Origin of the sequence: Campylobacter concisus, assembly GCF_002913715.1 — a bacterium.
Classification (GTDB): Bacteria; Campylobacterota; Campylobacteria; order Campylobacterales; family Campylobacteraceae; genus Campylobacter_A; species Campylobacter_A concisus_AG.
In genome coordinates, this window is the sequence record NZ_PPCE01000004.1 from 285,662 (window position 1) to 304,932 (window position 19,271).

The following is a 19,271-nucleotide window of genomic DNA, read 5'->3' on the forward strand; positions in this document are numbered from 1 at the left end:
AATGTTTGGAATGAGTTTTTCTGAAATCTTAGTTATCGCCATTATTGCAGTGTTAGTTTTAGGTCCTGACAAGCTGCCAAGCGCGATGGTTCAGATTGCAAAATTTCTAAAAATGTTTAAAAAAGGCATAAATGACGCAAAATCAACATTTGATCAAGAAATGAAGATAGCTGAACTAAAAGAAGATGCCCAAAAATATAAAGAAAGCATAACTAAAAGTACACAAAGTGTGCGCAAAAAGCTTACTTTTGAAGAGCTTGACGAGATCAAAAAAAGCGCAAATGATATCACAAACGATATACAAAATGTCGTAAGCGATACAAAAAAAACGGTAGAAAATATACAAAATCCAACAAATTTAGTTAAAGATGCGATCTTAAACGATAAAAAAGAGGCGTAATGTTTGAAGAGCTAAGACCCCATTTAATCGAACTTAGAAAGAGACTTTTTATAAGCATAGTAAGCGTTTTTGTCTGTTTTGGCATCTGCTTTACGTTTTGGAACCCACTGCTTGCATGGATGAGCGAACCGCTAAAACAGGTCTTACCAGCTGGCTCAAATATCATATTCACTCAAATTCAAGAGCCATTTTTTACAGCAATGAAGGTTGCATTTTTTGCTGGTGTCGTGATCGCGCTACCTATCATTTTTTGGCAGTTTTGGCTATTTGTCGCCCCTGGGCTTTATGACAATGAAAAAAAATATGTGATCCCATTTGTCATCTCAGCTTCATTTATGTTTGCGTGTGGAGCGGCATTTTGTTATTACGTGGTGATTCCACTTGGCTTTGCGTTTTTAGTAAATTTTGGTGGCCAGCTCTTTAAGGCGCTACCAAGCATTGGCGAATATGTTGGCTTTTTTGCAAAACTGCTGATTGGCTTTGGAATTTCATTTGAGCTACCAGTCATTACATTTTTCTTAGCAAAGATCGGACTTGTCGATGACAAGATGCTAAAAGATTACTTCAGATACGCTGTTGTTATTATCTTTATCTTTGCAGCTATCGTTACACCACCTGATGTGATAAGTCAAGTCTTAATGGCACTGCCACTCATCGGACTTTATGGAATTTCAATAATCGTCGCTAAAAGAGCTAACAAGAGCGACGATGAAGACGAAAAAGAAGAACAAGACAGCGACGTAGCAAGCGATGAGTAATATAAACGACGTCTCAAGTTATGATTATTTTTTGCCAGAAGAGCTCATCGCAAAAGAGCCAGTTTTGCCAAAAGAAGAGGCAAGATTGCTCGTCTATTTTAAAAATACAAAAGAGATAAAACACTATAAATTTAAAGATCTCTCTAGTCTTATTCCAGATGATGCTGCAGTTATTTTTAATAATACAAAAGTTATCAAAGCTCGCATTTTAGGACAAAAAGAAAGCGGTGGGGCTTGCGAAGTAATGCTAAACCAGCCCATAGGCGAGAATAAATTTAGCGTCTATATAAGAGGTAAAGTAAGCGCTGGTAGCGTTTTAAATTTTCCTGATAATCTAAAAGTCAATGTGCTTGAGCTAAATGACGATGGCACAAGAGTGGTAAATTTTACGCAAAATGGCGTTTTGCTTGATAATGTTCACCTTTTTAGTGAGCTTGAAAAGATCGGTCACGTACCACTTCCGCCATACATTAAAAGGGCTGATACCAAGGATGATGAGAGCTGGTATCAAAGCATATTTGCTAAAAATAGCGGTGCAGTGGCAGCTCCAACGGCTAGCCTTCACATAAGTGAACAAATGCTAGAGCAGATAAAAGCAAAGCATGAAGTCGCCTACATTACGCTTCACGTTGGCGCTGGGACATTTAAAGGTGTGGAGTGCCAAAATATAAATGACCACAAAATGCACTCAGAATTTTACGAGCTAAGCGAGCAAGCTCAAGAGATTATAAATTCTAATAAACCAATCCTTGGCGTTGGCACGACGGTTACTAGATGTGTTGAAGAATTTGCAAGGAGCAAGCAAGCAAGCGGCTTTTGCAAGCTATTTTTAAACCTAAATAATAAGCCTATCAGGCAAAACTACCTTCTTACAAATTTTCATCTACCAAAATCAACTCTAATAATGCTGGTTACTAGCTTCATAGGACTTGAAGAGACGATGAGGATTTATAAAACGGCAGTTGATGAAAAGTATAGATTTTACTCATACGGCGACGGGATGTTGATAATATGAAAGATAAACCTATCGATATCATAAATAGAATGGAAATTTTTCTTAGCGCCATATACCAAGATGCGCAAGATACTAAAAATTCCATCATTTTTAGTTACGATCCAAGTTATCCAAGGCTTTTAAAATTTGATGCCACAAATCTCATAAAAACACTTGAAAATATTTGCAAATTTTTCCTTTACTCTACCGAATATGCAGACATTTACATTCTCTTTCAGCTTAAAAATTATAGTCCCAAATCTGTACATTTTGACATTAAAATAAAATCTAGCCATAGCGTAATGAGACCAAGTCATTACTATCTCAGCAAGATAAATGACTATCTAAAAAAAGCAAATGAATCTATGATCTCTCATAATGATGGAGAATTTTTAATATCTTTTAGCGCGGCACTAACAGGCGATAGAGCCATCCAAAGACAAATAAATATCAAAAATCAAACAAATACAAATATCTTAGTTGCTTGCGATGACGATGCTTTGTTTGATACCATTAGTGCTCAGATAAATTTTTTAGGTCTAAAAGTTATCGGCAAAAACGACCTTAGCAATCTAATGAGACACATAAAAGATTCTATTTTTACTCCATTTGTTATTTTTATTGATAGTAAAATTTTAAAAAATGAAGCGATGTTAGAGGATATACTTGAATTTAAAAATATTAAAAATTTTCGTATTGTAGCTATTTGTAAAAGCGATGAGTCGGCTAACGATCTGCCAAATCATGTCACAGTATTAAAGCAGCCCTTTAGCACAGATAGCTTTCAGCTAGCTTTTAAAAATTCTCTCGAGAAATAGACCGATTTTTACTTTTTAATTTATCCCAAGATATCTTTTTAAAATAATAGTGGCTGAAATGCTATCTAGCCTACCATCTCGTCTTGTATTGGTGTAAATTTCACTAGCTTCGCTGCTGCTAAAGGCCTCATCTTGATAGACAATATTTGCCTTTACATCAAGAAGTGAGACAAAATGCTCGATGCGTCTTCTCATCTCATCTTCACTACTACCGCCGATTGGCACGCCCACCACTAGCGTATCTGGGGCATATTCATTTACCTTTTGGCTCACATCTCTTGCGGCTTGATTTCTATTTTTTCTAAGCACTGGCTCAAGCGGAGTCACGATCTCGCCAAAACCAAAAGCAAGTCCTATTCGCTTTAACCCAACATCAATAGCCATAAATTTCTCTCTCATAGCAAACTCTTTACTCTTAGATTTGAAATTTCAACTAACCCTTCAAGCTCGTACTCATAGATGATATCGCCAAATTTTGCCAAAACTTCATCAAGACTTACGCCATTTTTACAAAATTTTAAGATCTCGTCACTAGTTTTTTCTTGCTCTTTAATCTCGCCAAAAAGCGAAGCAAATTTATGATAGTCATCGATAAGCTCGGCTTTTTTATTTGCAAGCAAAAAATTTGTCCCATCGCTTTCGCCCATACGCTGTGGCAGTACATAAACTGGAATTTTAAGCTCATTTGCAAGCCTTGCACTTTGCATAGAACCACTTTTAAGATCAGCTTGCGCGACGACTAAAGCTTCGCAAAGCCCCACAACTATGCGGTTTCGCTCCAAAAATCTATAAGCAAGTGGCGGCTCGCCTTCATCATACTCACTAAGTGCCAAGGCTTTGGTATAAATTTCATTTATTGCCACTTTATTTTGGCTTGGATAGATGGTGTCAAGTCCGCTCGCAAAAATGCCAATCGTTCGTGGCATAGCAGCTTTATGAGCCGCGATATCAACGCCGATTGCTCCACCACTTACCACACAGATATTTGCACTTTTTAGTGCTGTACAAAGTGCCGTAACGCACTCTTTTGTATAAACATTTGCCTTTCTTGAGCCAACAACCGCGATCTTTGGTAAGGATAAAAGCGAAGTATCTCCGATAAAATTTAGCTGTTTTGGTGGATTTTTTAGTCTATTTAGTGGCTCTGGGATAAAGTCAAGTCTCATAAAATATCTTTTAAATAAACCACATCAACATCTTTTAAAAGATTATTTTTGCTCTCTTTTATAACCGAGATCGTATTTTTCTTTGGATGTCCAATGGCGATCGCGTAGCCTCTTTTTTTAGCCAAATTTACAGCAGCCACAAGCTCACGTCTAACAGCACTAGCCGATGGATCGTCGTCTAAAAATATATCCCTTGAGATGTATGGCTGATTATGTTTTTTTGCAGCTCTTGCTACTGCGGTTTGGGCGATAGTTTTGCTATCAACAAAGACAAAGCCCTGCTCTATCAGCGCCCTATAAGCCTTATCCATAGCGTCAAAATCGCTTGTAAAGCGTGATCCTGTGTGGTTGTTTGTATATTTTGCACGCGGGAAGTCTTTGCGTATCTTTTTTATCTTTTCATGCATGCTCTCAAAGCTCTCATTGATCGTGAGAGTGCCTATTTCTGGGCTATCAAAGTGTTTTGCTTGCATCGGAAGATGTATCATATAAAACTCAAATGTTCTTGCGATATTTGGCGTGTCTGGATGAGTCTTTGTCGCTGGAAAAATAGACGGTGTGATTTTTAAGCCAAGCGACTTTATCATACTTGCATGTTCAAATGTCGCCACATCGTCTATTATGATAACGAGCTTTGCGCGCCCTTTTATGCTGGCATTTGGCGTAAAAGGTACCGCTTCAAAGCTATCTTTTTTTATATTTTTTTCTTCATATTTTGTTTTTTCTATCTTTTTGGTAGTTAAATTTTCAGCTTTTTTAGCTGGCTCGACTTTTATGTTCTCGTTTTTAAATTTCTCTTTTTTTTCTATTTCAGTACTTTTATTTTGATCGACTTTTACTTCAAAATTTTGAGGTTTTAACTCAGTTTTTTGTTCGATTTTTGAGCTATAAAATGGCTCTATCTTTTGTTCATTTTCTATTACACTAGGCTCTGTATTTTTATAACTTGCAAGTAAATTTTTAGTATCGTTTTGCTCTTTTTTTATCTCTTCTTTTTTGGCTTCACTCTTTACTTCAGCTATCTTCTTTTGCTCTTTTGGCTCAACTTTTGAATTTAAAGCAAGCTCACTTTTATGCTTAGGATCGGTAAAAATTTTACTTAAATTTTCATCTTCATCAAATTTTAGAGGGTATTTTCTCTTCTCGTATTCTTGTTTTTTCTCTTTACTAGCAACCTTTAGCTCAGCTTTTTTAGAAATTTGTTTCTCTATCTTTGGCTCATTTGCTTTGCTTATCTGTTCTGCACCATTATTTTTTATACTAAGAGCTACGCTAAGTGCTATTATCAAAATAGCCGCGATAATGCCGATACCAAGATAGGTTTTGTTATTAGAGCGACCTACGCTTTTTTTTGTAGGTCGCTTTTTTGTAGTCTTTTTTTCGCTCAAGGCTTAGTTTTTATTTTGATCTATAAGTTTGCCGTTAGTTATCCAAGGCATCATCGCGCGAAGTTTTTTGCCAGTTTGATTTAACAAACTTCTCTCAGCTATACCGCGTTCAGCGTTCATTCTAACATATCCTGCTTTTCTCTCTAGGATAAAGTCTTTTGCAAATTTGCCATTTTGAATCTCTTTTAAAACTTCTTTCATAGCTTTTCTGCTCTCTTCGCCAACTACTCTTACGCCGCTTACGTAATCGCCGTATTCAGCTGTGTTTGATATAGAGTAGCGCATATCAGCCATGCCACCTTGATACATTAGATCAACGATTAGTTTTAACTCATGCAAGCACTCAAAATACGCCATCTCAGGCTCATAACCAGCCTCTACAAGCGTATCAAAGCCAGCATTTACTAGTGCGCAAAGACCGCCACAAAGAACAGCTTGCTCGCCAAACAAATCTGTTTCAGTTTCATCTTTAAATGTTGTCTCGATAATGCCGGTTCTACCGCCACCTATACCGCAAGCATAGCTTAGAGCGATCTCTTTAGCCTTTCCGCTTGCATTTTGCTCAACAGCGATAAGATCAGGTATACCTCCGCCTCTTACGAATTCGCTTCTAACTGTGTGTCCTGGAGCCTTTGGAGCGATCATGATGACGTCTATATTTGCTGGGGCTTTGATTTGACCAAAATGCACATTAAATCCATGCCCAAATGCGATAGCAGCGTGATCTTTTAAATTTGGCTCGATCTCATTTTTATAAATTTCTGCTTGAAGCTCATCTGGAGTTAAAATCATAACCACATCAGCGCCCTTTGTAGCTTCGCTTACAGTTTTTACCTCAAAGCCTTTTGCTTCAGCCTTTGCCCAGCTTTTGCCACCTTTTGAAAGACCAATTACAACGTTTACACCGTTATCTCTTAAATTTTCAGCATGTGCATGACCTTGTGAACCAAAGCCAATGATTGCTACTTTTTTACTTTGAATAAGGCTTAAATCGCAGTCTTTATCATAATAAACATTTATAGCCATTGTTACTCCTATTATTAAAATTTGGCAAAATTATAACTTTAGCCAGCAAAAATTCGGCTGAAATATATAGAAACTCTTTTTAAGTTTTATGATAATTTATTTTGATAAAATACGCTGAAATTTCAAAAAAAGAGATAACTCAATGAATGAATCAGTTTTTAAAAAAATCAAAGCACTTCCACCATTAGATGACACAGTTATACAAATTCAACGCTTACATGCGGATGAAAATAGCTCAATAAGTGATCTTACAAAAGTGGTCGAAAAGGATCCGATGCTAACAGCAAATATCTTGCGTTCAGCAAACTCTCCACTTTATGGGTTTTCTCAAGAGATCACAACCATCGCAAGAGCTATTTCTCTTTTTGGTATGGCTACTATTCGAGGTTTTGCGCTTTCAAGTACGATTAAAAAGAGTTTTTCTATAAATTTAGAGCCTTATGGCATTACTACACAAGATTTTTTAAATATCTCGATAATACAAAATGCACTGATGTACAATTGGCATTCTAAAGTTAATCCTAAAAGCCTAGAAATTCTCTCTCCAGCTTCATTTATGCTTGAGATTGGCAAGATAGTTCTTGCTCACGAATTAGCCGAAAATAAACAAGACGTCGAATTTAGAGAAAAACTTAAAAATATATCTAGCCCAATTGATCTTGCCCTATTTGAAACAGAAATTTTAGATATGTCAAATGAAGAAGTTACGGCTAAAATTTTTGAACAATGGAACCTTGAGACAGAGCTTAGCAGCTCGATACTCTATTCAAATAATCCAGAAGAGGCACCAGATCATATAAAAGATTACGCAAAAGCCCTAAAAGTGATAAAAACGGCTGTAAATATCTTTAATCAACTTGATGATATAAGCATACAAAATACTCTACCTCTTCTTGACGAATACGGCTTTGGGCATGATACGTTTTTAATGGCTGTCGCTAAAGTCAAAGATAATTTGTGAAAGAATTTCTAACCTCACTACTAGTTGGCATCAAGGAAAAAGAAGTTTCAAACGAAGATAAAGAGATTTTACGAAATCTCTTAAATCTTGGTGCCGTAAGCTCTCATAAAGATAAATTTTACCTAAACAATGGCTACGTCTGTGGCAAGCTAGACATCAGCCAAAACGCAACTGGCTTTATCATGCCATTTGATAAACGCTTCAAGCAAGACATCATCGTAGAAAATAAAAATTTAAACAACTCACACCTTGGTGACATTGTGTTAGCAAAGCTTTTGCCACTTAAGAAAAAACGCCAAAGTGCTAAGATAGTGATGAGCCTAAAGCTTGCAAATGAGACAAGCGTGGTCTATACAAAACGCTTTGGAGTAGCTATTTTAGGGGTAAACTTAAAAACTGGACTAAGCACTACCTTAAAAGCGACGCAAAAAAGCCTAAAGATGCTTCCTCTTGGGACGCTGCTTAAGATAAACAACCTAAACAACGAGATAGTCGAGGTTTTAGGAAATTTAGAAGATCCGCTAAGTGATGAGAAAATTTCGCTTGCTATTTATAATAAAAACGATAAATTTAGCGAGGCTTGCGAGCTTGAGGCAAAGGCTTTTGGCGATGAAGTCGATGCTAGTATGTATCCAAACAGAGTTGATCTAAGAAATTTAGAGTTTTGTACGATCGATCCAGTCGACGCCAAAGACTTTGACGATGCCATATATTTTGATGAAAAAAAGCGCGAAATTTACGTTGCTATCGCTGATGTAAGCGAGTATGTGACCGCATATAGCGCCATTGATAGCGAGGCTAAAAAAAGAGGCTTTTCAATCTACTTTCCGCACATTTCAGTACCGATGTTGCCACGTGCGCTTAGTGAAAATATCTGCTCACTAAAGCCAGATGTGCCTCGTCTTGCATTTTGTTTTAAAATTTCACTTGATGCGAATAATGAGGTAAAAAAAGAGGAGCTTTTTGAGTCGATCATCCTTTCAAAAAGGCGCTTTAACTACGACGAGATCGATGAAATTTTAGAAGACAAAAGAGAGTGTGAAATTTCATGGATCAAGCCACTTTTTAAACTCACCACAAAGCTTCGCAAAAAAAGGCTTTTGCACGCATTTGACTTTAGGACAAAAGAGCTGAGAATGAGCCTTGATGAAGAGGGTCAAATTTTACAAACTAGATTTGAAAGTGACTCCGACTCACATAGACTAGTCGAGGACTGCATGCTTTTAGCAAATAAAGCTGCCGCAAAGCTCATCACAAAGGGCGTTTTTAGAAACCACGCTTCGCCTGATTTTAAAAAGATAGATACCTTGCTTGAAGACTTGCAGCTTTTAGGGCTTGACTTTACTTATGAAAACGATCTTGCAAATTTAATAAGAAAAATACAGCTAAAAGCCGATGAGCTTGGTAACCGCGAAGAGATAGATAAGCTCATCATCAAGTCACAAAAAAAGGCTGAATACTCAAGTGAAAATTTAGGCCACTTTGGGCTTGGATTTGATAGATACACGCACTTTACAAGCCCTATTAGACGCTATTCTGATCTCATTTTACATAGGCTCTTAAAGGCTAAAATTTCAAAAGATGACAAGCTTTACAACTTTTTGCTTTTAAACATCCAAAGCACCTGCGCAAATTTAAGCGAGCTTGAAAGAGAAGCTGACAAGGTAGCCTACGACTTTATGGATAGGAAATTTGCACGCTGGGCAGCCGCAAACATCGGCAAAGAGGTGCGCTGCTATGTGAGCGAAAACCAAAATGTCTTGGTTGCTAAGCTTGATGATCATTTTGTCGGAGCTAGGATTTTCATAACTGGATACAGCGCAAATTTACTTCAAAAGCTCATCGTAAAGATCACAGAGGCCGACATCGCGAGTGCTAAAATTTTTGCAAAAGTGGTAAGAAAGATCAATGTATAGAAAAGATTTGGAGCTAAATTTAGCAAATGCAAATTTAAGCAACTACTTCTTGCTTTTTGGGGCGGACGAGTTTCAGATAGAACTTTTTGGTAAGGAAATTTTGAGCTTTTATTCAAGTGAAGACGCAAATTTATTAAGCCTTTATTTTGATGAGTACAACTACGCGCAGGCAAGCTCTCACCTAAGCGAGCAGTCGCTTTTTGGCGGTAAAAATATCCTCTATGTAAAAAGCGACAAAAAGATCCCAGCAAAAGAGCTAAAAGAGCTTATCTCGCTTTGCTCAAAAAGCCAGAATAACTACTTTTTATTTGAGCTTTATGAGTCCGATATGAAACTAGTTTTTGATACGCAAAAGGCTTTTGGGACAAATTTTGCTAGATTTTTCAAGCCCTCAACTCCAGATGAAGCAATAAATTTACTAGCTAAAAGCTCAGCCAAAATAGGCCTAAACATAACCAAAAACGCACTTTATGAGCTTTACTTTACACATAATGAAAATTTATACCTTGCAGCAAGCGAGCTAACAAAGTTAAAGAGCCTAAACACCCACATCGAACAAGATGATGTAAAAAGGCTGGTTTTTGGACTTGGTGGGATAAATTTTGATGACTTTTTCAATAAATTTATGGCACTAAAAGATATAAAAAATGACTTTTTTACCTATCTAGAAGATCCAAATTTTAATGAAATTTTATTTCTAAACTCGCTTTACAAAGCATTTTTTAGGCTATTTAAAATTTACTCTTACATTAAGATAAATGGTCGATTGAATTTAGATGAGGCAATCGGTTATCAACCGCCTGTAAATGTCGCAAATTTATTAAAAGCAAATAGCTTAAAACTAAATTTAAATATCTATTTGGAGATATTTAAAACGCTAAATTTAGCCGAGTTAGAGCTAAAAACAAACACAAAAATGGATAAAGAAATTTTTGTATTATCAACCATTTTAAATTTACAACATCTCATATCAACAGCAAATATTAAGTAACTTTAAGCTAAAATCCACCCTTGCTTAAAGCAAAATCCTTGCTCACAAAGTGAGCTAAATATCCATAAGGAGAAGAAATGAAACATTACGAGCTTTTATTTATTCTTAAGCCGACACTAACGGAAGAGGAAGTTAAAGCTAGGGTTGACTTTGTAAAAGAAGTCATAACAAAAAATGGTGGCGAGATCGCTACTGTCGTTGAGATGGGCACTAGAAAACTAGCTTATACCATCAAAAAATATGAGCGTGGAACATATTTTGTTATCTATTACAAAGCTCCACCAGCACTTCTTACAGAGCTTACAAGAAATGTAAGGATCACTGAAGATATCATAAGATTTTTAAGCGTTAAATATGAAAATAAACGCGAAATCGCAGCTTGGGAAAGACTTTGCAAAGGCATCAAACAAACTATCAAAAAAGAGACTCGCGAGCCAAGAGCACCACGCGAGCCAAGAGTTGAAAAAGTAGACGAGCAAACTTTTACAGAAGAATAATCAAGGATAAAAAATGTTCAATAAAGTAGTCTTGGTTGGAAATTTAACTAGAGATATAGAGCTTAGATATACTACTAGTGGATCTGCTATAGGAAATTCTGGTATCGCTGTTACTAGAAAATTTAATACTAACGGCGAGAAACGTGAAGAAACGTGCTTTATTGACATATCATTCTTTGGCAAATCAGCTGAAATAGCAAATCAATATTTAAGCAAAGGCTCCAAACTTCTAGTTGAAGGAAGATTGAAATTTGATCAATGGACCGACAATAATGGACAAAACCGCTCAAAGCACTCAATCGTAGTTGAAAATATGGAGATGCTTGGCGGAAATAGCGGAGCTAATGGACAAAGTCAAGGTGGATTTAATCAAAATAGTTCATACTCGCAACAACGAAATAATGGTTCAAATAATAGCTATGGTAATGGTGGATATCAAAATTCAGCGCCACAAAGACAGCAAATGCAACCACAAAATAAAAAAGTACAAGAAGAGTACTATGAGGAGAAAATCCCTGATATAAACATTGACGCCGATAATTTTGATGGCGACAACGAAATACCGTTTTAATTTAAAGGATAGAAAATGGCAGAAAAAAGAAAATATTCACGCAAATATTGTAAATTTACAGAAGCTAAAATTGATTTTATAGATTATAAGGATACTTCTCTTTTGAAGTATTGCTTATCAGAGAGATTTAAAATAATGCCAAGGCGTTTAACTGGCACATCAAAAAGACATCAAGAAATGGTAGAAAAAGCGATCAAAAGAGCTCGTCATGCAGCTATTATACCTTACATAGTAGATCGCAAAGATGTAGTTTCAAATCCTTTTGATGGACTATAATTATTTAATTTATTAAACCCCTATTAATGGGGTTTAATCCTAATCTTAAATATTCTAGATTTATGTTCTTATAGATTTTTATTTATTGACTGCAGTTTAAAATATATGTCGTCTTTAAACAACTCTTTAGTTCAAAAATAACTTATTTAGCCATATGTGCAATCAATGTCGTCGATTCACTACAATTCTTACTATTATGAATCACACATCATCTATCGTATAGCAATAGCTGTTCACATGAGGCTAAAAAGTAAGATACTTAATATAGAAGAACTTTACAATAAAAACATATCTTAGTAAATCCAATATTCATCCATTTGGTGTCCGCATATCTTACAAATGGCCTTTATTATGTATTTTTTATTTTAAAAATTTACCGATGTCAAATCAGCTTAACCGTACAATTAATATTAGCCAAAAACAAATTTTAAGCATCCTTTTCTTGACATGTGATAATGTTTTTTTGTATAATCTCAATTCTTTTTTAAGCAAATGTCTTGCTAGCTCAGTCGGTAGAGCATCTCACTTTTAATGAGGGGGCCGTTGGTTCGAATCCAACGCAGGACACCATTTTTGGGTTTATGACCCTTTCGTCTAGTGGCTCAGGACTCTACTTTCTCTGTGTAGAAACAGAGGTTCAAATCCTCTAAGGGTCGCCAGATGTTTTTTAAATTTTAGGTCGCTTAGCTCAGTTGGTAGAGCGCCACCCTTACAAGGTGGATGTCATAAGTTCGAGTCTTATAGCGACCACCATTTTAGGTGCAGCGGTAGTTCAGTTGGTTAGAATGCCGCCCTGTCACGGCGGAGGTCGCGGGTTCGAGCCCCGTCCGCTGCGCCATCATTTATTCTTTGACTTTTATTTTTCCTAATTACTGAAATTCTTAAAAATAGTGTATTTTATTAAAAATTTATGTTTTAAAATTTTACATATAAAATAAATTGAAAAATAAAATCTAATTTATCGCTACTAAATCGTATATATTTAAAAATAAATCTTTTCTAAAATTTCTAAATAATTGATACAAGACAAATCAAAATTAATATTTTTATCTCTAAGTTATCAAAAAATCAATATAATTGTAAAAATTTAATAAGGGAAATTTATGGCATTTGAAAATGTATTAAAAGCGATTGAAGATATAAAAAATGGCAAAATGGTAATTATGGTCGATGATGAGGACCGTGAGAATGAAGGAGACTTGGTCTTTTCGGCGGCAAGCAGCGATATGCAAAAGGTAAATTTTGCGATCACTCATGCAAAAGGTGTGCTTTGCCTTGCAATGGATGAAGCAAATGCAAAAAGACTTGATTTGCCGCTAATGGTTTCTAAAAATACATCTAGCCACGAAACCGCATTTACTGTCACAATTGACGCAAAGGAAGCGACGACAGGCGTAAGTGCTTATGAGCGTGATATGACGATTAGACTTGCTGCTAGTACTGATTCGGTGCCTGAAAATTTTGTAAGGCCTGGGCATATATTTCCGCTTATTGCAAAGAAAGGCGGCGTACTCGTTCGAACAGGTCACACTGAAGGATCAGTTGATCTTTGCAAACTTGCTGGCGTTAGTCCAATGGCAGCGATTTGTGAGATCGTAAAAGAAGATGGCACAATGGCAAGACGTGATTATTTGGAGGAATTCTGTAAAAAATTTAACCTGAATATGATAAGCGTTTCTGAATTAGTAGAATACAGACTTAGCCACGAAAGCTTAATAGAAGTTTCGCCCGCAAAGAGTGTAAAAATCTGTGATTTTGAAGCAAAAAGATATGACATAAAAGATCACGAAAATAAAAACCACGCTGCCTATATTTTCGGGGAGATAAAAGCGCAAACTAATGTAAAATTTCAAAAAATAAGTAAAGATCATGAGCTTTTAAGCGGAGATAAATTTGATAATTTATTAAAGTCGTTGGATTTTTTAAGTAAAAATGGCGGAGTGTTGCTATTTTTAGACAGCAATAAAAGCGATGCAAGCTCACAAAAAGATTATGGCATTGGGGCACAAATTTTAAAGTATTTTGGTATAAGCGAAATTGAGCTTTTAAGCTCAAATAAAAATAAAGAATTTGTAAGCTTAGCAGGCTTTGGTCTTGATATAAAAGGCTATAAAGAAATTTAAATAGATAGCCTTTTGACGCTTTTTATTTAACGCGGATATTAATCATCCTAATAGCAAAATTCTTCACTTGGAAAAATTTTACCTTTTACATCATTTGCGTAGGATTGCACACTCTTTCTTACAATATCCGCTCCATCAAGATATCTTTTTACAAATTTTGGTTTAAAGCCTTCAAAAAATCCAAGCATATCAGACCATACAAGCACCTGTCCATCGACGTTTACCCCAGATCCGATACCAATAACTGGCACATGAACTTGCTTTGTTATCTCGCTAGCCACGCTACTCATCGTACCCTCAAGCAAGATGCCAAATGTTCCAGCTTGCTCAAACGCCAAAGCCTCGTCAATTAGTTTTTTTGCCTCGATCTCGCTTCTACCCTTTATCTTATAACCGCCTTCAAATTTATAAAACTGAGGCTTTAAGCCAATGTGAGCCATAACATTTATGCCCTCTTCGCAAAGACGTTTTACTAAATTTACTTGGTGCATGTCAACTTCGAGCTTTACCGCATCGGCATTTGTCTGTTTGAAAAATTTCATCGCATTTTTTATCGCTTGCTTTTCATTTGTGTAGCTGCCAAATGGCATATCAGCCATGATAAAAGTATTTTTAGCTCCGTTACAAACGGCCTTTGTATGATAAAGCATGGTATTCATGTCCGCACCTATTGTGCTTTCTTGCATATTAAAACTCATATTTAAGCTATCGCCAACCAAAATAATATCAGCATAATCATCAAAAAGCTTAGCAAATAACGCATCATAGGCAGTTATCATTACAATAGGCTCAATGCCTTTTTTGTTTTTTATATCATTTATGCTTAGTTTTTTCTTCTGAGTTTTTTCATTTTTCATTGCAAGCTCCAAGGATTTTTAGCTAAAAGGCTAACAATTTTATCAAATTTTTGCTACAATTACGCCAATTTCTTAAGGACATAAAAATGGGTATATTAAAAAGGCTTGAAATAGATTACTCTTATGATATAGTTGAAGAATTTTTATCTCACTATGCTTTAATGTGCGATTTACTCGAGCCTTTGATAATAAATTTAGGAAGAGCTGATAAATATAAAGATAGTATCTTAGAGCTTACTAGGATTTTTCATAATATTAAATCGGCAGCAGGATTCATGCATCTTGATCCGATATTAAAGCTTACAACTTTAGCTGAAGAGATAACTCAAGAGGCAAGAAGTCTAAAAGGGCCAGCAAATGATAAATTTATAGATTGGTTGCTACTTATTAGCGATCAGTTTAATAAGTATAAAGATGACGTCGAGAACGATTTTGAATATTTTAGTGTTCTTGAGCCAAAAATCATTGATGTGCCTGCAAAACTTAACTAAATAATTCACTAACCATTTTATTTTTTTGGGAGCGACTTGGCTTCGACAGGAGCAGAGTGTGTACGGTGGCACGTCGCTTTGAGCAAAGCGTAAAAAGCTCAAATTAAATTTAAACGCAAACAACGTTAATTTCGCTCCTGCTTACGCTAAAGCTGCGTAAGTTCAGTTGAGCCTTGCTTAGTCTAATTCTAGCTAAGACAAAAGCAAGTAATTTAGCTAGAGTAGGCTCGCAAAGTGACTGCTTGCTAGCTGAAATTTTAGTCTTAGTCTAAATTTTGGTTTTGGAAAGTGAGCCTTTTTAGATGAAATTTTCACTTTTGCTAAGCGTGTAGAGGCTGTATGCATTTTGTTTTTGGACAGGGGTTCGATCCCCCTCGCTTCCACCATTTTTATCTAAAATACAAATAATTTTTTATTAAATAGCTTAAATTAAAAAAGCTCTTCTGACTCAAAATAATTTTGTGAAATATTTCGCTCTTTTTCATTGGTATTTACATGAAGCACATAATAGCCTATCTGTGTGTTGCTAGCGTCTATTAATGGTACCACGCAAAAGTAGTGTGTTTTATAAACGTAAAATTCATATTCTTTAAAATTAATATCACGCAAAAAACCTACAATATTTAAATTTGCACTGCTTAAATTTTCGATGTAATAATCATTTAAAATTTGATCACTTGGAATGCTTTTACGTGATGGCATCTTGTCTTTAGCTAAAAGAACAAATAGATCAATTCCTTGCTTTTTAAAATAATTTCCAAGTGAGTCAAAATTTAATAAAACCTCGATGTTGCCAATAATTTTACCATCACGTATTACGTTTGAGACAGCCCTTATATGCGCTCCAGAATACCACGCCTCGATACCAACCATTGGCTTATTTTGTTTCCTTGACTCTTGCACTAAAAACCTACTACTAGCGATCATATCGCCATATCTGTTTAGATCCCAGCTCCTTACATAGCTTTTTAGATCTTTATCATAAATATGAAGCTTAATGTTATTATAAATCGATGCTGCGCCAAGGGTTTTGGTTAAATTTTCGATATTTTTTATGCATTCATCGCGGCTTTGACCTAGCAAGCACATTTGTATAGACTCATTTTGAGCAAGCAAGATAGAGATCGCCATTGATGAAAATTTCTCATCATCTATACTTTTATTAAGCTGTTTTACCTGGTAATCAAAAAAGACTCGCATATTATTTTGCATCTTTTCAGCCATATAAGAGCTGTAAAGAAAGTAAAAAAGCCCTCCAAGCACTATAATAAAGATAAAAACGATATAGAAATTAAAATATTTTTTATATTTATTCAAAACTAGCCCTTAACTTTTCTTCTAAAAATTTTGCAAATTTATTAAATTCTGGTAACGCAAGCTCGCTTTTTCTTTTTGGGTTAGTCCAAACACTATCTGGAAAAAATGCGTCATCACTAAATCTAGCAATAACATGAATATGCACGTGTGGCACGTAGTTTCCAAAGCTTGCAATGTTTATTTTGGTTGGTTTATAAAACTCAAGCATCGCCTTTTCACTTACAAGCATCGCTTCAAATAGCCTTGCCCTACTCGCTTCATCGCAATCGCTTAGCTCACGAAATGGCTTAATGGTAAAAATTTTTATCCAAGGAAGTTCATTGTCTTCACGCTCGATTTTTATAAATTTATCTTCATAGATCATATTTGTTCCTATTTTTATACAAAATTTCTCTCTCTTAAAAGCGTATAAAGCTTGATAGTCGAGATAAAAAATGTCACGATCGCTGGTCCAAGGATCACGCCCCAAAAACCAAATGTCGTAATTCCTGCAAGCATTGCAAAGAATATAAGAAGTTCATTTATTTTTGTTGGTATTTTAACCAGCTTCGAGTTTATAAATTTAATAACAAGTGGTTTTAAAAGCGTATCAGCTGCAAATGAGATCACTACGATCGTATAAATTGCGATAGTTATCGCTGCTGCTATGTTGCCATTTGCAAACTCATAAATGCTAATAGGCGCCCACGCCAAAATACCGCCAACAACTGGGATGAGTGAAGCAAAGCTAAAAAAGATGCCAGTTAGCACACCGTCATAGCCGTAAAAGCTTGTGACAATAGCAAATAAAAAGCCTTGGATTATCATATTTGCAATGGTTGAGTAAAAAACCACGCTCATCACGTTGCCAACCTCACTTAAAATAGACTCTGTGTCATCTTGCTTTAGCGGAAGTGCATATTTTAGATAGCTGATTAGTTCATTGCCATAAAGATTGCAAAAGAAGAAAAAGACCAAAATAATAATCATATCAACGCCAAATTTAAGGCTTAACTTACCTAGACTTGCAAGGTTTGTCGCAAGTTGAGAAAAAAGCATCTTAATATCAAGTCCGCCAATAAATTCTTTTATCTTTGGCTCTAAAAAATTTATCGACTCAGGCATCCTAAAATCATAATTTTTAATAAATTCGATAGTCTTTGTGACATTGTTTATATCAAAGCCAGCTGCGTATTTTGCGATCTCAACCACCGCATAAAGAAGTGGGGCGATAAATAAGCAAAGAAGTACAGATGTGGTAAGAGCCGATGAAAGCGTCTTGCGGTTTTTAGTGAGCGATAAAAATGCGATTTGGACATTTGAAACCGCAACAGCAAGCAGTGCAGCGATAAAAATATCAAGCAGATATGGTTTAAAAAGATAGACCACCAAAGCCAAAGCACAAAATACAAAAATTCCAAAAAATAGTCTATTGTTCATCTCGCTCCCTTAAAATGGGGTAATTATAGCAAATTTATCAAAGTTGCTCATTTGCTTCTAATATTTGCTCAAGCTCTTTGCCATCAAGCTTGCAAAGCTAGCAAGTGTGGCTAGGCTTTTGGTATTTTTAGCATGCTACTGGCGCTTAGTAAATTTAGATGAATTTATAGTTTTACGTAAATTTTCTAGCTCAAAAGCTCATATAAATTTAGCCTTTTATGTGCACTGAAAATTTACCCCGACGACCTCGCACTTATCACAAATTTGCATATAGATCGTGCCGTCGCCGTCTATCAAAGCACCAAAAGGAATTTGCGCTAGATATTTCATCGTTTTAGCGCATTTTGGGCATGCTAGATGCTCGGTGTCTTGCAGCCACTGCGGATATCCGCCAAGCAAAATTTCACTATCTATCATATATGAGTAGTGAGCGCAAACCTCACTGGCTAGCTCAAATTTTTGCCCATCAAGCGTCGCTACAGCGTCTCTTACATAGTCTTCGCTCTCACCCTCACCTACTACCTCAGTTTGCACGCTATTGCCATCATTTTGGCAAAAGTACCGCACAAGGCCCACACATGTTGGGCAAAATTTAAGCACAGCATCGTTTTTAAGCTCTAGCCCAAGTCGTTTTAAGCTCTCTTTTTTGATTGTAAATTCCAGCATCTCACCGCTACAAAATTTACATTTTTCATCGTTTAGTGCTTTAAATTTAATGCTTGCCTCTACGCTTTGGCTTGGCTGGCAGGTAAAACACCTATCAAAAACTAGGCTTCTTCTCTTGCCGCTGCTATCAAAGCTCCAGCCTGCAACCTGCGCGTATCCATCGGTATCTACGTGAAGCTTTGCCTTCCAAGGCTTTGGCGCTTTATAGAGCTTAAAAAATAGCTCTCTTACCACCTCATCGCCCTGCCACGCAAGCGCGCAAAGGATGTGATTTATTTTTACGATATTTTCAGCGCCATTTAGGCTATTTATGAGCTCATCCCTGACGTCACTTGTGGCGTTTTTGTAAATTTCAAACGGGTAGTACTCGCCCTGCTTGGTTACTTCTCTTATGATCTGCTCGTCGCAAATGCCGTGTAGGTAGAAAATGTAGACAAGATCGCTATAAATTTCACCGTATTTGCCTATCTCATCTACGTGAGCTAGGACATTTTTTAGCTTTTGTTTGATCTCGTCTTTGCTTAAATTTTCATAAAACTCCAGCTTCTCTTTTTGCCTACACTCATAACAAATCCCGTCAAAGTAAATCGTCCTTTGCTTGCACTTAGGACAAAGATGTGGCTCGCCCATTTTTGC

General features: G+C 36.1%; 22 protein-coding genes, 4 tRNA genes and 1 other RNA gene. 18 read left to right on the top strand and 9 right to left on the bottom strand.

Features of this window, described 5'->3' with window-relative positions:
* Window position 1 precedes the first annotated feature (1 nt).
* From tatB to CYO92_RS02515, 4 genes are read left to right on the top strand one after another with little or no spacing between them, the layout of a single operon-like run.
* Window positions 2-400 carry a Sec-independent protein translocase protein TatB gene (tatB, locus tag CYO92_RS02500; RefSeq protein ID WP_087577664.1) on the top strand — a complete coding sequence of 133 codons (399 nt, stop codon included), beginning with the start codon at window positions 2-4 and terminating at the stop codon, window positions 398-400.
* Window positions 400-1,158 carry a twin-arginine translocase subunit TatC gene (tatC, locus tag CYO92_RS02505; RefSeq protein WP_103589581.1) on the top strand — a complete coding sequence of 253 codons (759 nt, stop codon included), beginning with the start codon at window positions 400-402 and terminating at the stop codon, window positions 1,156-1,158. The genes tatB and tatC overlap by 1 nt, the downstream gene beginning before the upstream one ends.
* On the top strand, window positions 1,151-2,173 hold the full coding sequence (gene queA / locus CYO92_RS02510) for a tRNA preQ1(34) S-adenosylmethionine ribosyltransferase-isomerase QueA (RefSeq protein ID WP_103589582.1): 1,023 nt from the start codon (window positions 1,151-1,153) through the stop codon (window positions 2,171-2,173). Before tatC ends, queA begins: the two co-directional genes overlap by 8 nt.
* Window positions 2,170-2,970 (top strand): hypothetical protein, encoded by an 801-nt coding sequence (locus tag CYO92_RS02515; protein WP_103589583.1) that lies wholly within the window; start codon window positions 2,170-2,172, stop codon window positions 2,968-2,970. The genes queA and CYO92_RS02515 overlap by 4 nt, the downstream gene beginning before the upstream one ends.
* Before the next feature lie 15 nt (window positions 2,971-2,985).
* Here CYO92_RS02515 and ruvX read toward each other — a convergent pair whose 3' ends face one another.
* Genes ruvX through ilvC form a run of 4 tightly spaced genes read right to left on the bottom strand, consistent with a single transcriptional unit; the run spans window position 2,986 to window position 6,550 of the window.
* On the bottom strand, window positions 2,986-3,369 hold the full coding sequence (ruvX, locus tag CYO92_RS02520) for a Holliday junction resolvase RuvX (RefSeq protein ID WP_103579911.1): 384 nt from the start codon (window positions 3,367-3,369) through the stop codon (window positions 2,986-2,988).
* Complete coding sequence (locus CYO92_RS02525; RefSeq protein ID WP_103589584.1) at window positions 3,366-4,136, bottom strand: DNA-processing protein DprA; 771 nt, start codon at window positions 4,134-4,136, stop codon at window positions 3,366-3,368. The genes ruvX and CYO92_RS02525 overlap by 4 nt, the downstream gene beginning before the upstream one ends.
* On the bottom strand, window positions 4,133-5,524 hold the full coding sequence (locus CYO92_RS02530) for a divergent polysaccharide deacetylase family protein (protein ID WP_103589585.1): 1,392 nt from the start codon (window positions 5,522-5,524) through the stop codon (window positions 4,133-4,135). The genes CYO92_RS02525 and CYO92_RS02530 overlap by 4 nt, the downstream gene beginning before the upstream one ends.
* A 3-nt stretch (window positions 5,525-5,527) precedes the next feature.
* A complete protein-coding gene (gene ilvC / locus CYO92_RS02535) occupies window positions 5,528-6,550 on the bottom strand; it encodes a ketol-acid reductoisomerase (protein ID WP_103589586.1) in 1,023 nt (340 codons plus the stop codon).
* A gap of 142 nt (window positions 6,551-6,692) precedes the next feature.
* Here ilvC and CYO92_RS02540 point away from each other — a divergent pair, with 142 nt between their 5' ends.
* From CYO92_RS02540 to CYO92_RS02590, 11 genes are all read left to right on the top strand, one after another.
* Entirely contained in the window at window positions 6,693-7,511 is an 819-nt protein-coding gene (locus CYO92_RS02540; RefSeq protein ID WP_021091523.1) for an HDOD domain-containing protein, read from the top strand.
* Entirely contained in the window at window positions 7,508-9,427 is a 1,920-nt protein-coding gene (locus tag CYO92_RS02545; RefSeq protein WP_103589634.1) for an RNB domain-containing ribonuclease, read from the top strand. The genes CYO92_RS02540 and CYO92_RS02545 overlap by 4 nt, the downstream gene beginning before the upstream one ends.
* Window positions 9,420-10,418, top strand: coding sequence for a DNA polymerase III subunit delta (holA, locus tag CYO92_RS02550; RefSeq protein WP_103589588.1), 999 nt, complete (start codon window positions 9,420-9,422; stop codon window positions 10,416-10,418). Before CYO92_RS02545 ends, holA begins: the two co-directional genes overlap by 8 nt.
* Window positions 10,419-10,495: 77 nt before the next feature.
* Entirely contained in the window at window positions 10,496-10,915 is a 420-nt protein-coding gene (gene rpsF, locus CYO92_RS02555; RefSeq protein ID WP_103589589.1) for a 30S ribosomal protein S6, read from the top strand.
* Between the two features lie 13 nt (window positions 10,916-10,928).
* Window positions 10,929-11,486 (top strand): single-stranded DNA-binding protein, encoded by a 558-nt coding sequence (locus tag CYO92_RS02560; RefSeq protein WP_103589590.1) that lies wholly within the window; start codon window positions 10,929-10,931, stop codon window positions 11,484-11,486.
* 15 nt (window positions 11,487-11,501) lie between these two features.
* A complete protein-coding gene (rpsR, locus tag CYO92_RS02565; protein WP_021091467.1) occupies window positions 11,502-11,762 on the top strand; it encodes a 30S ribosomal protein S18 in 261 nt (86 codons plus the stop codon).
* A 494-nt stretch (window positions 11,763-12,256) separates the two neighbouring features.
* Window positions 12,257-12,332 (top strand) — tRNA-Lys (locus CYO92_RS02570).
* A 13-nt stretch (window positions 12,333-12,345) separates the two neighbouring features.
* Window positions 12,346-12,421, top strand: a tRNA-Glu gene (locus CYO92_RS02575).
* An 18-nt stretch (window positions 12,422-12,439) separates the two neighbouring features.
* A tRNA-Val gene (locus tag CYO92_RS02580) sits at window positions 12,440-12,515 on the top strand.
* An 8-nt stretch (window positions 12,516-12,523) separates the two neighbouring features.
* Window positions 12,524-12,600 (top strand) — tRNA-Asp (locus CYO92_RS02585).
* 265 nt (window positions 12,601-12,865) lie between these two features.
* A complete protein-coding gene (locus CYO92_RS02590) occupies window positions 12,866-13,885 on the top strand; it encodes a bifunctional 3,4-dihydroxy-2-butanone 4-phosphate synthase/GTP cyclohydrolase II (RefSeq protein ID WP_103589349.1) in 1,020 nt (339 codons plus the stop codon).
* A gap of 47 nt (window positions 13,886-13,932) precedes the next feature.
* On the opposite strand, the gene panB is transcribed toward CYO92_RS02590, so the two are convergent.
* On the bottom strand, window positions 13,933-14,742 hold the full coding sequence (panB, locus tag CYO92_RS02595) for a 3-methyl-2-oxobutanoate hydroxymethyltransferase (protein ID WP_103589350.1): 810 nt from the start codon (window positions 14,740-14,742) through the stop codon (window positions 13,933-13,935).
* Between the two features lie 86 nt (window positions 14,743-14,828).
* Here panB and CYO92_RS02600 point away from each other — a divergent pair, with 86 nt between their 5' ends.
* Window positions 14,829-15,233 carry a histidine phosphotransferase gene (locus tag CYO92_RS02600; RefSeq protein ID WP_035167557.1) on the top strand — a complete coding sequence of 135 codons (405 nt, stop codon included), beginning with the start codon at window positions 14,829-14,831 and terminating at the stop codon, window positions 15,231-15,233.
* Window positions 15,234-15,260: 27 nt separating this feature from the next.
* Window positions 15,261-15,619: a transfer-messenger RNA gene (gene ssrA, locus CYO92_RS02605) on the top strand.
* Window positions 15,620-15,662: 43 nt separating this feature from the next.
* Here ssrA and CYO92_RS02610 read toward each other — a convergent pair.
* The 3 genes from CYO92_RS02610 to CYO92_RS02620 are packed head-to-tail and all read right to left on the bottom strand — an operon-like array spanning window position 15,663 to window position 17,969.
* A complete protein-coding gene (locus tag CYO92_RS02610) occupies window positions 15,663-16,550 on the bottom strand; it encodes a cache domain-containing protein (protein ID WP_103589351.1) in 888 nt (295 codons plus the stop codon).
* Window positions 16,543-16,914, bottom strand: coding sequence for an HIT family protein (locus CYO92_RS02615; protein WP_103589352.1), 372 nt, complete (start codon window positions 16,912-16,914; stop codon window positions 16,543-16,545). The genes CYO92_RS02610 and CYO92_RS02615 overlap by 8 nt, the downstream gene beginning before the upstream one ends.
* A 14-nt stretch (window positions 16,915-16,928) precedes the next feature.
* The gene (locus CYO92_RS02620) at window positions 16,929-17,969 is read right to left on the bottom strand and encodes an AI-2E family transporter (protein ID WP_103589353.1); all 1,041 of its coding nucleotides are present in this window, start codon (window positions 17,967-17,969) and stop codon (window positions 16,929-16,931) included.
* Window positions 17,970-18,033: 64 nt separating this feature from the next.
* On the opposite strand from CYO92_RS02620, the gene CYO92_RS09310 reads away from it, so the two are divergent.
* Window positions 18,034-18,198: a hypothetical protein gene (locus tag CYO92_RS09310; protein ID WP_180997984.1), complete on the top strand. Its 165-nt coding sequence runs from the start codon at window positions 18,034-18,036 to the stop codon at window positions 18,196-18,198.
* Here CYO92_RS09310 and CYO92_RS02625 read toward each other — a convergent pair.
* Window positions 18,186-19,265: a cytochrome C gene (locus tag CYO92_RS02625; RefSeq protein ID WP_103589354.1), complete on the bottom strand. Its 1,080-nt coding sequence runs from the start codon at window positions 19,263-19,265 to the stop codon at window positions 18,186-18,188. The genes CYO92_RS09310 and CYO92_RS02625 overlap by 13 nt on opposite strands.
* Between the last annotated feature and the right edge of the window lie 6 nt (window positions 19,266-19,271).

Bases quoted from the DNA above. Each gene is read 5' to 3' on its own strand.
- CYO92_RS02525 (WP_103589584.1), bottom strand. From the start codon at position 4,136: ATGAGACTTGACTTTATCCCAGAGCCACTAAATAGACTAAAAAATCCA.
- panB (WP_103589350.1), bottom strand. From the start codon at position 14,742: ATGAAAAATGAAAAAACTCAGAAGAAAAAACTAAGCATAAATGATATA.
- holA (WP_103589588.1), top strand. From the start codon at position 9,420: ATGTATAGAAAAGATTTGGAGCTAAATTTAGCAAATGCAAATTTAAGC.
- ruvX (WP_103579911.1), bottom strand. From the start codon at position 3,369: ATGAGAGAGAAATTTATGGCTATTGATGTTGGGTTAAAGCGAATAGGA.
- CYO92_RS02540 (WP_021091523.1), top strand. From the start codon at position 6,693: ATGAATGAATCAGTTTTTAAAAAAATCAAAGCACTTCCACCATTAGAT.
- ilvC (WP_103589586.1), bottom strand. From the start codon at position 6,550: ATGGCTATAAATGTTTATTATGATAAAGACTGCGATTTAAGCCTTATT.
- CYO92_RS02620 (WP_103589353.1), bottom strand. From the start codon at position 17,969: ATGAACAATAGACTATTTTTTGGAATTTTTGTATTTTGTGCTTTGGCT.
- queA (WP_103589582.1), top strand. From the start codon at position 1,151: ATGAGTAATATAAACGACGTCTCAAGTTATGATTATTTTTTGCCAGAA.
- tatB (WP_087577664.1), top strand. From the start codon at position 2: ATGTTTGGAATGAGTTTTTCTGAAATCTTAGTTATCGCCATTATTGCA.
- tatC (WP_103589581.1), top strand. From the start codon at position 400: ATGTTTGAAGAGCTAAGACCCCATTTAATCGAACTTAGAAAGAGACTT.
- CYO92_RS02590 (WP_103589349.1), top strand. From the start codon at position 12,866: ATGGCATTTGAAAATGTATTAAAAGCGATTGAAGATATAAAAAATGGC.
- CYO92_RS02515 (WP_103589583.1), top strand. From the start codon at position 2,170: ATGAAAGATAAACCTATCGATATCATAAATAGAATGGAAATTTTTCTT.
- CYO92_RS02560 (WP_103589590.1), top strand. From the start codon at position 10,929: ATGTTCAATAAAGTAGTCTTGGTTGGAAATTTAACTAGAGATATAGAG.
- rpsR (WP_021091467.1), top strand. From the start codon at position 11,502: ATGGCAGAAAAAAGAAAATATTCACGCAAATATTGTAAATTTACAGAA.
- CYO92_RS02615 (WP_103589352.1), bottom strand. From the start codon at position 16,914: ATGATCTATGAAGATAAATTTATAAAAATCGAGCGTGAAGACAATGAA.
- CYO92_RS02625 (WP_103589354.1), bottom strand. From the start codon at position 19,265: ATGGGCGAGCCACATCTTTGTCCTAAGTGCAAGCAAAGGACGATTTAC.
- CYO92_RS02600 (WP_035167557.1), top strand. From the start codon at position 14,829: ATGGGTATATTAAAAAGGCTTGAAATAGATTACTCTTATGATATAGTT.
- rpsF (WP_103589589.1), top strand. From the start codon at position 10,496: ATGAAACATTACGAGCTTTTATTTATTCTTAAGCCGACACTAACGGAA.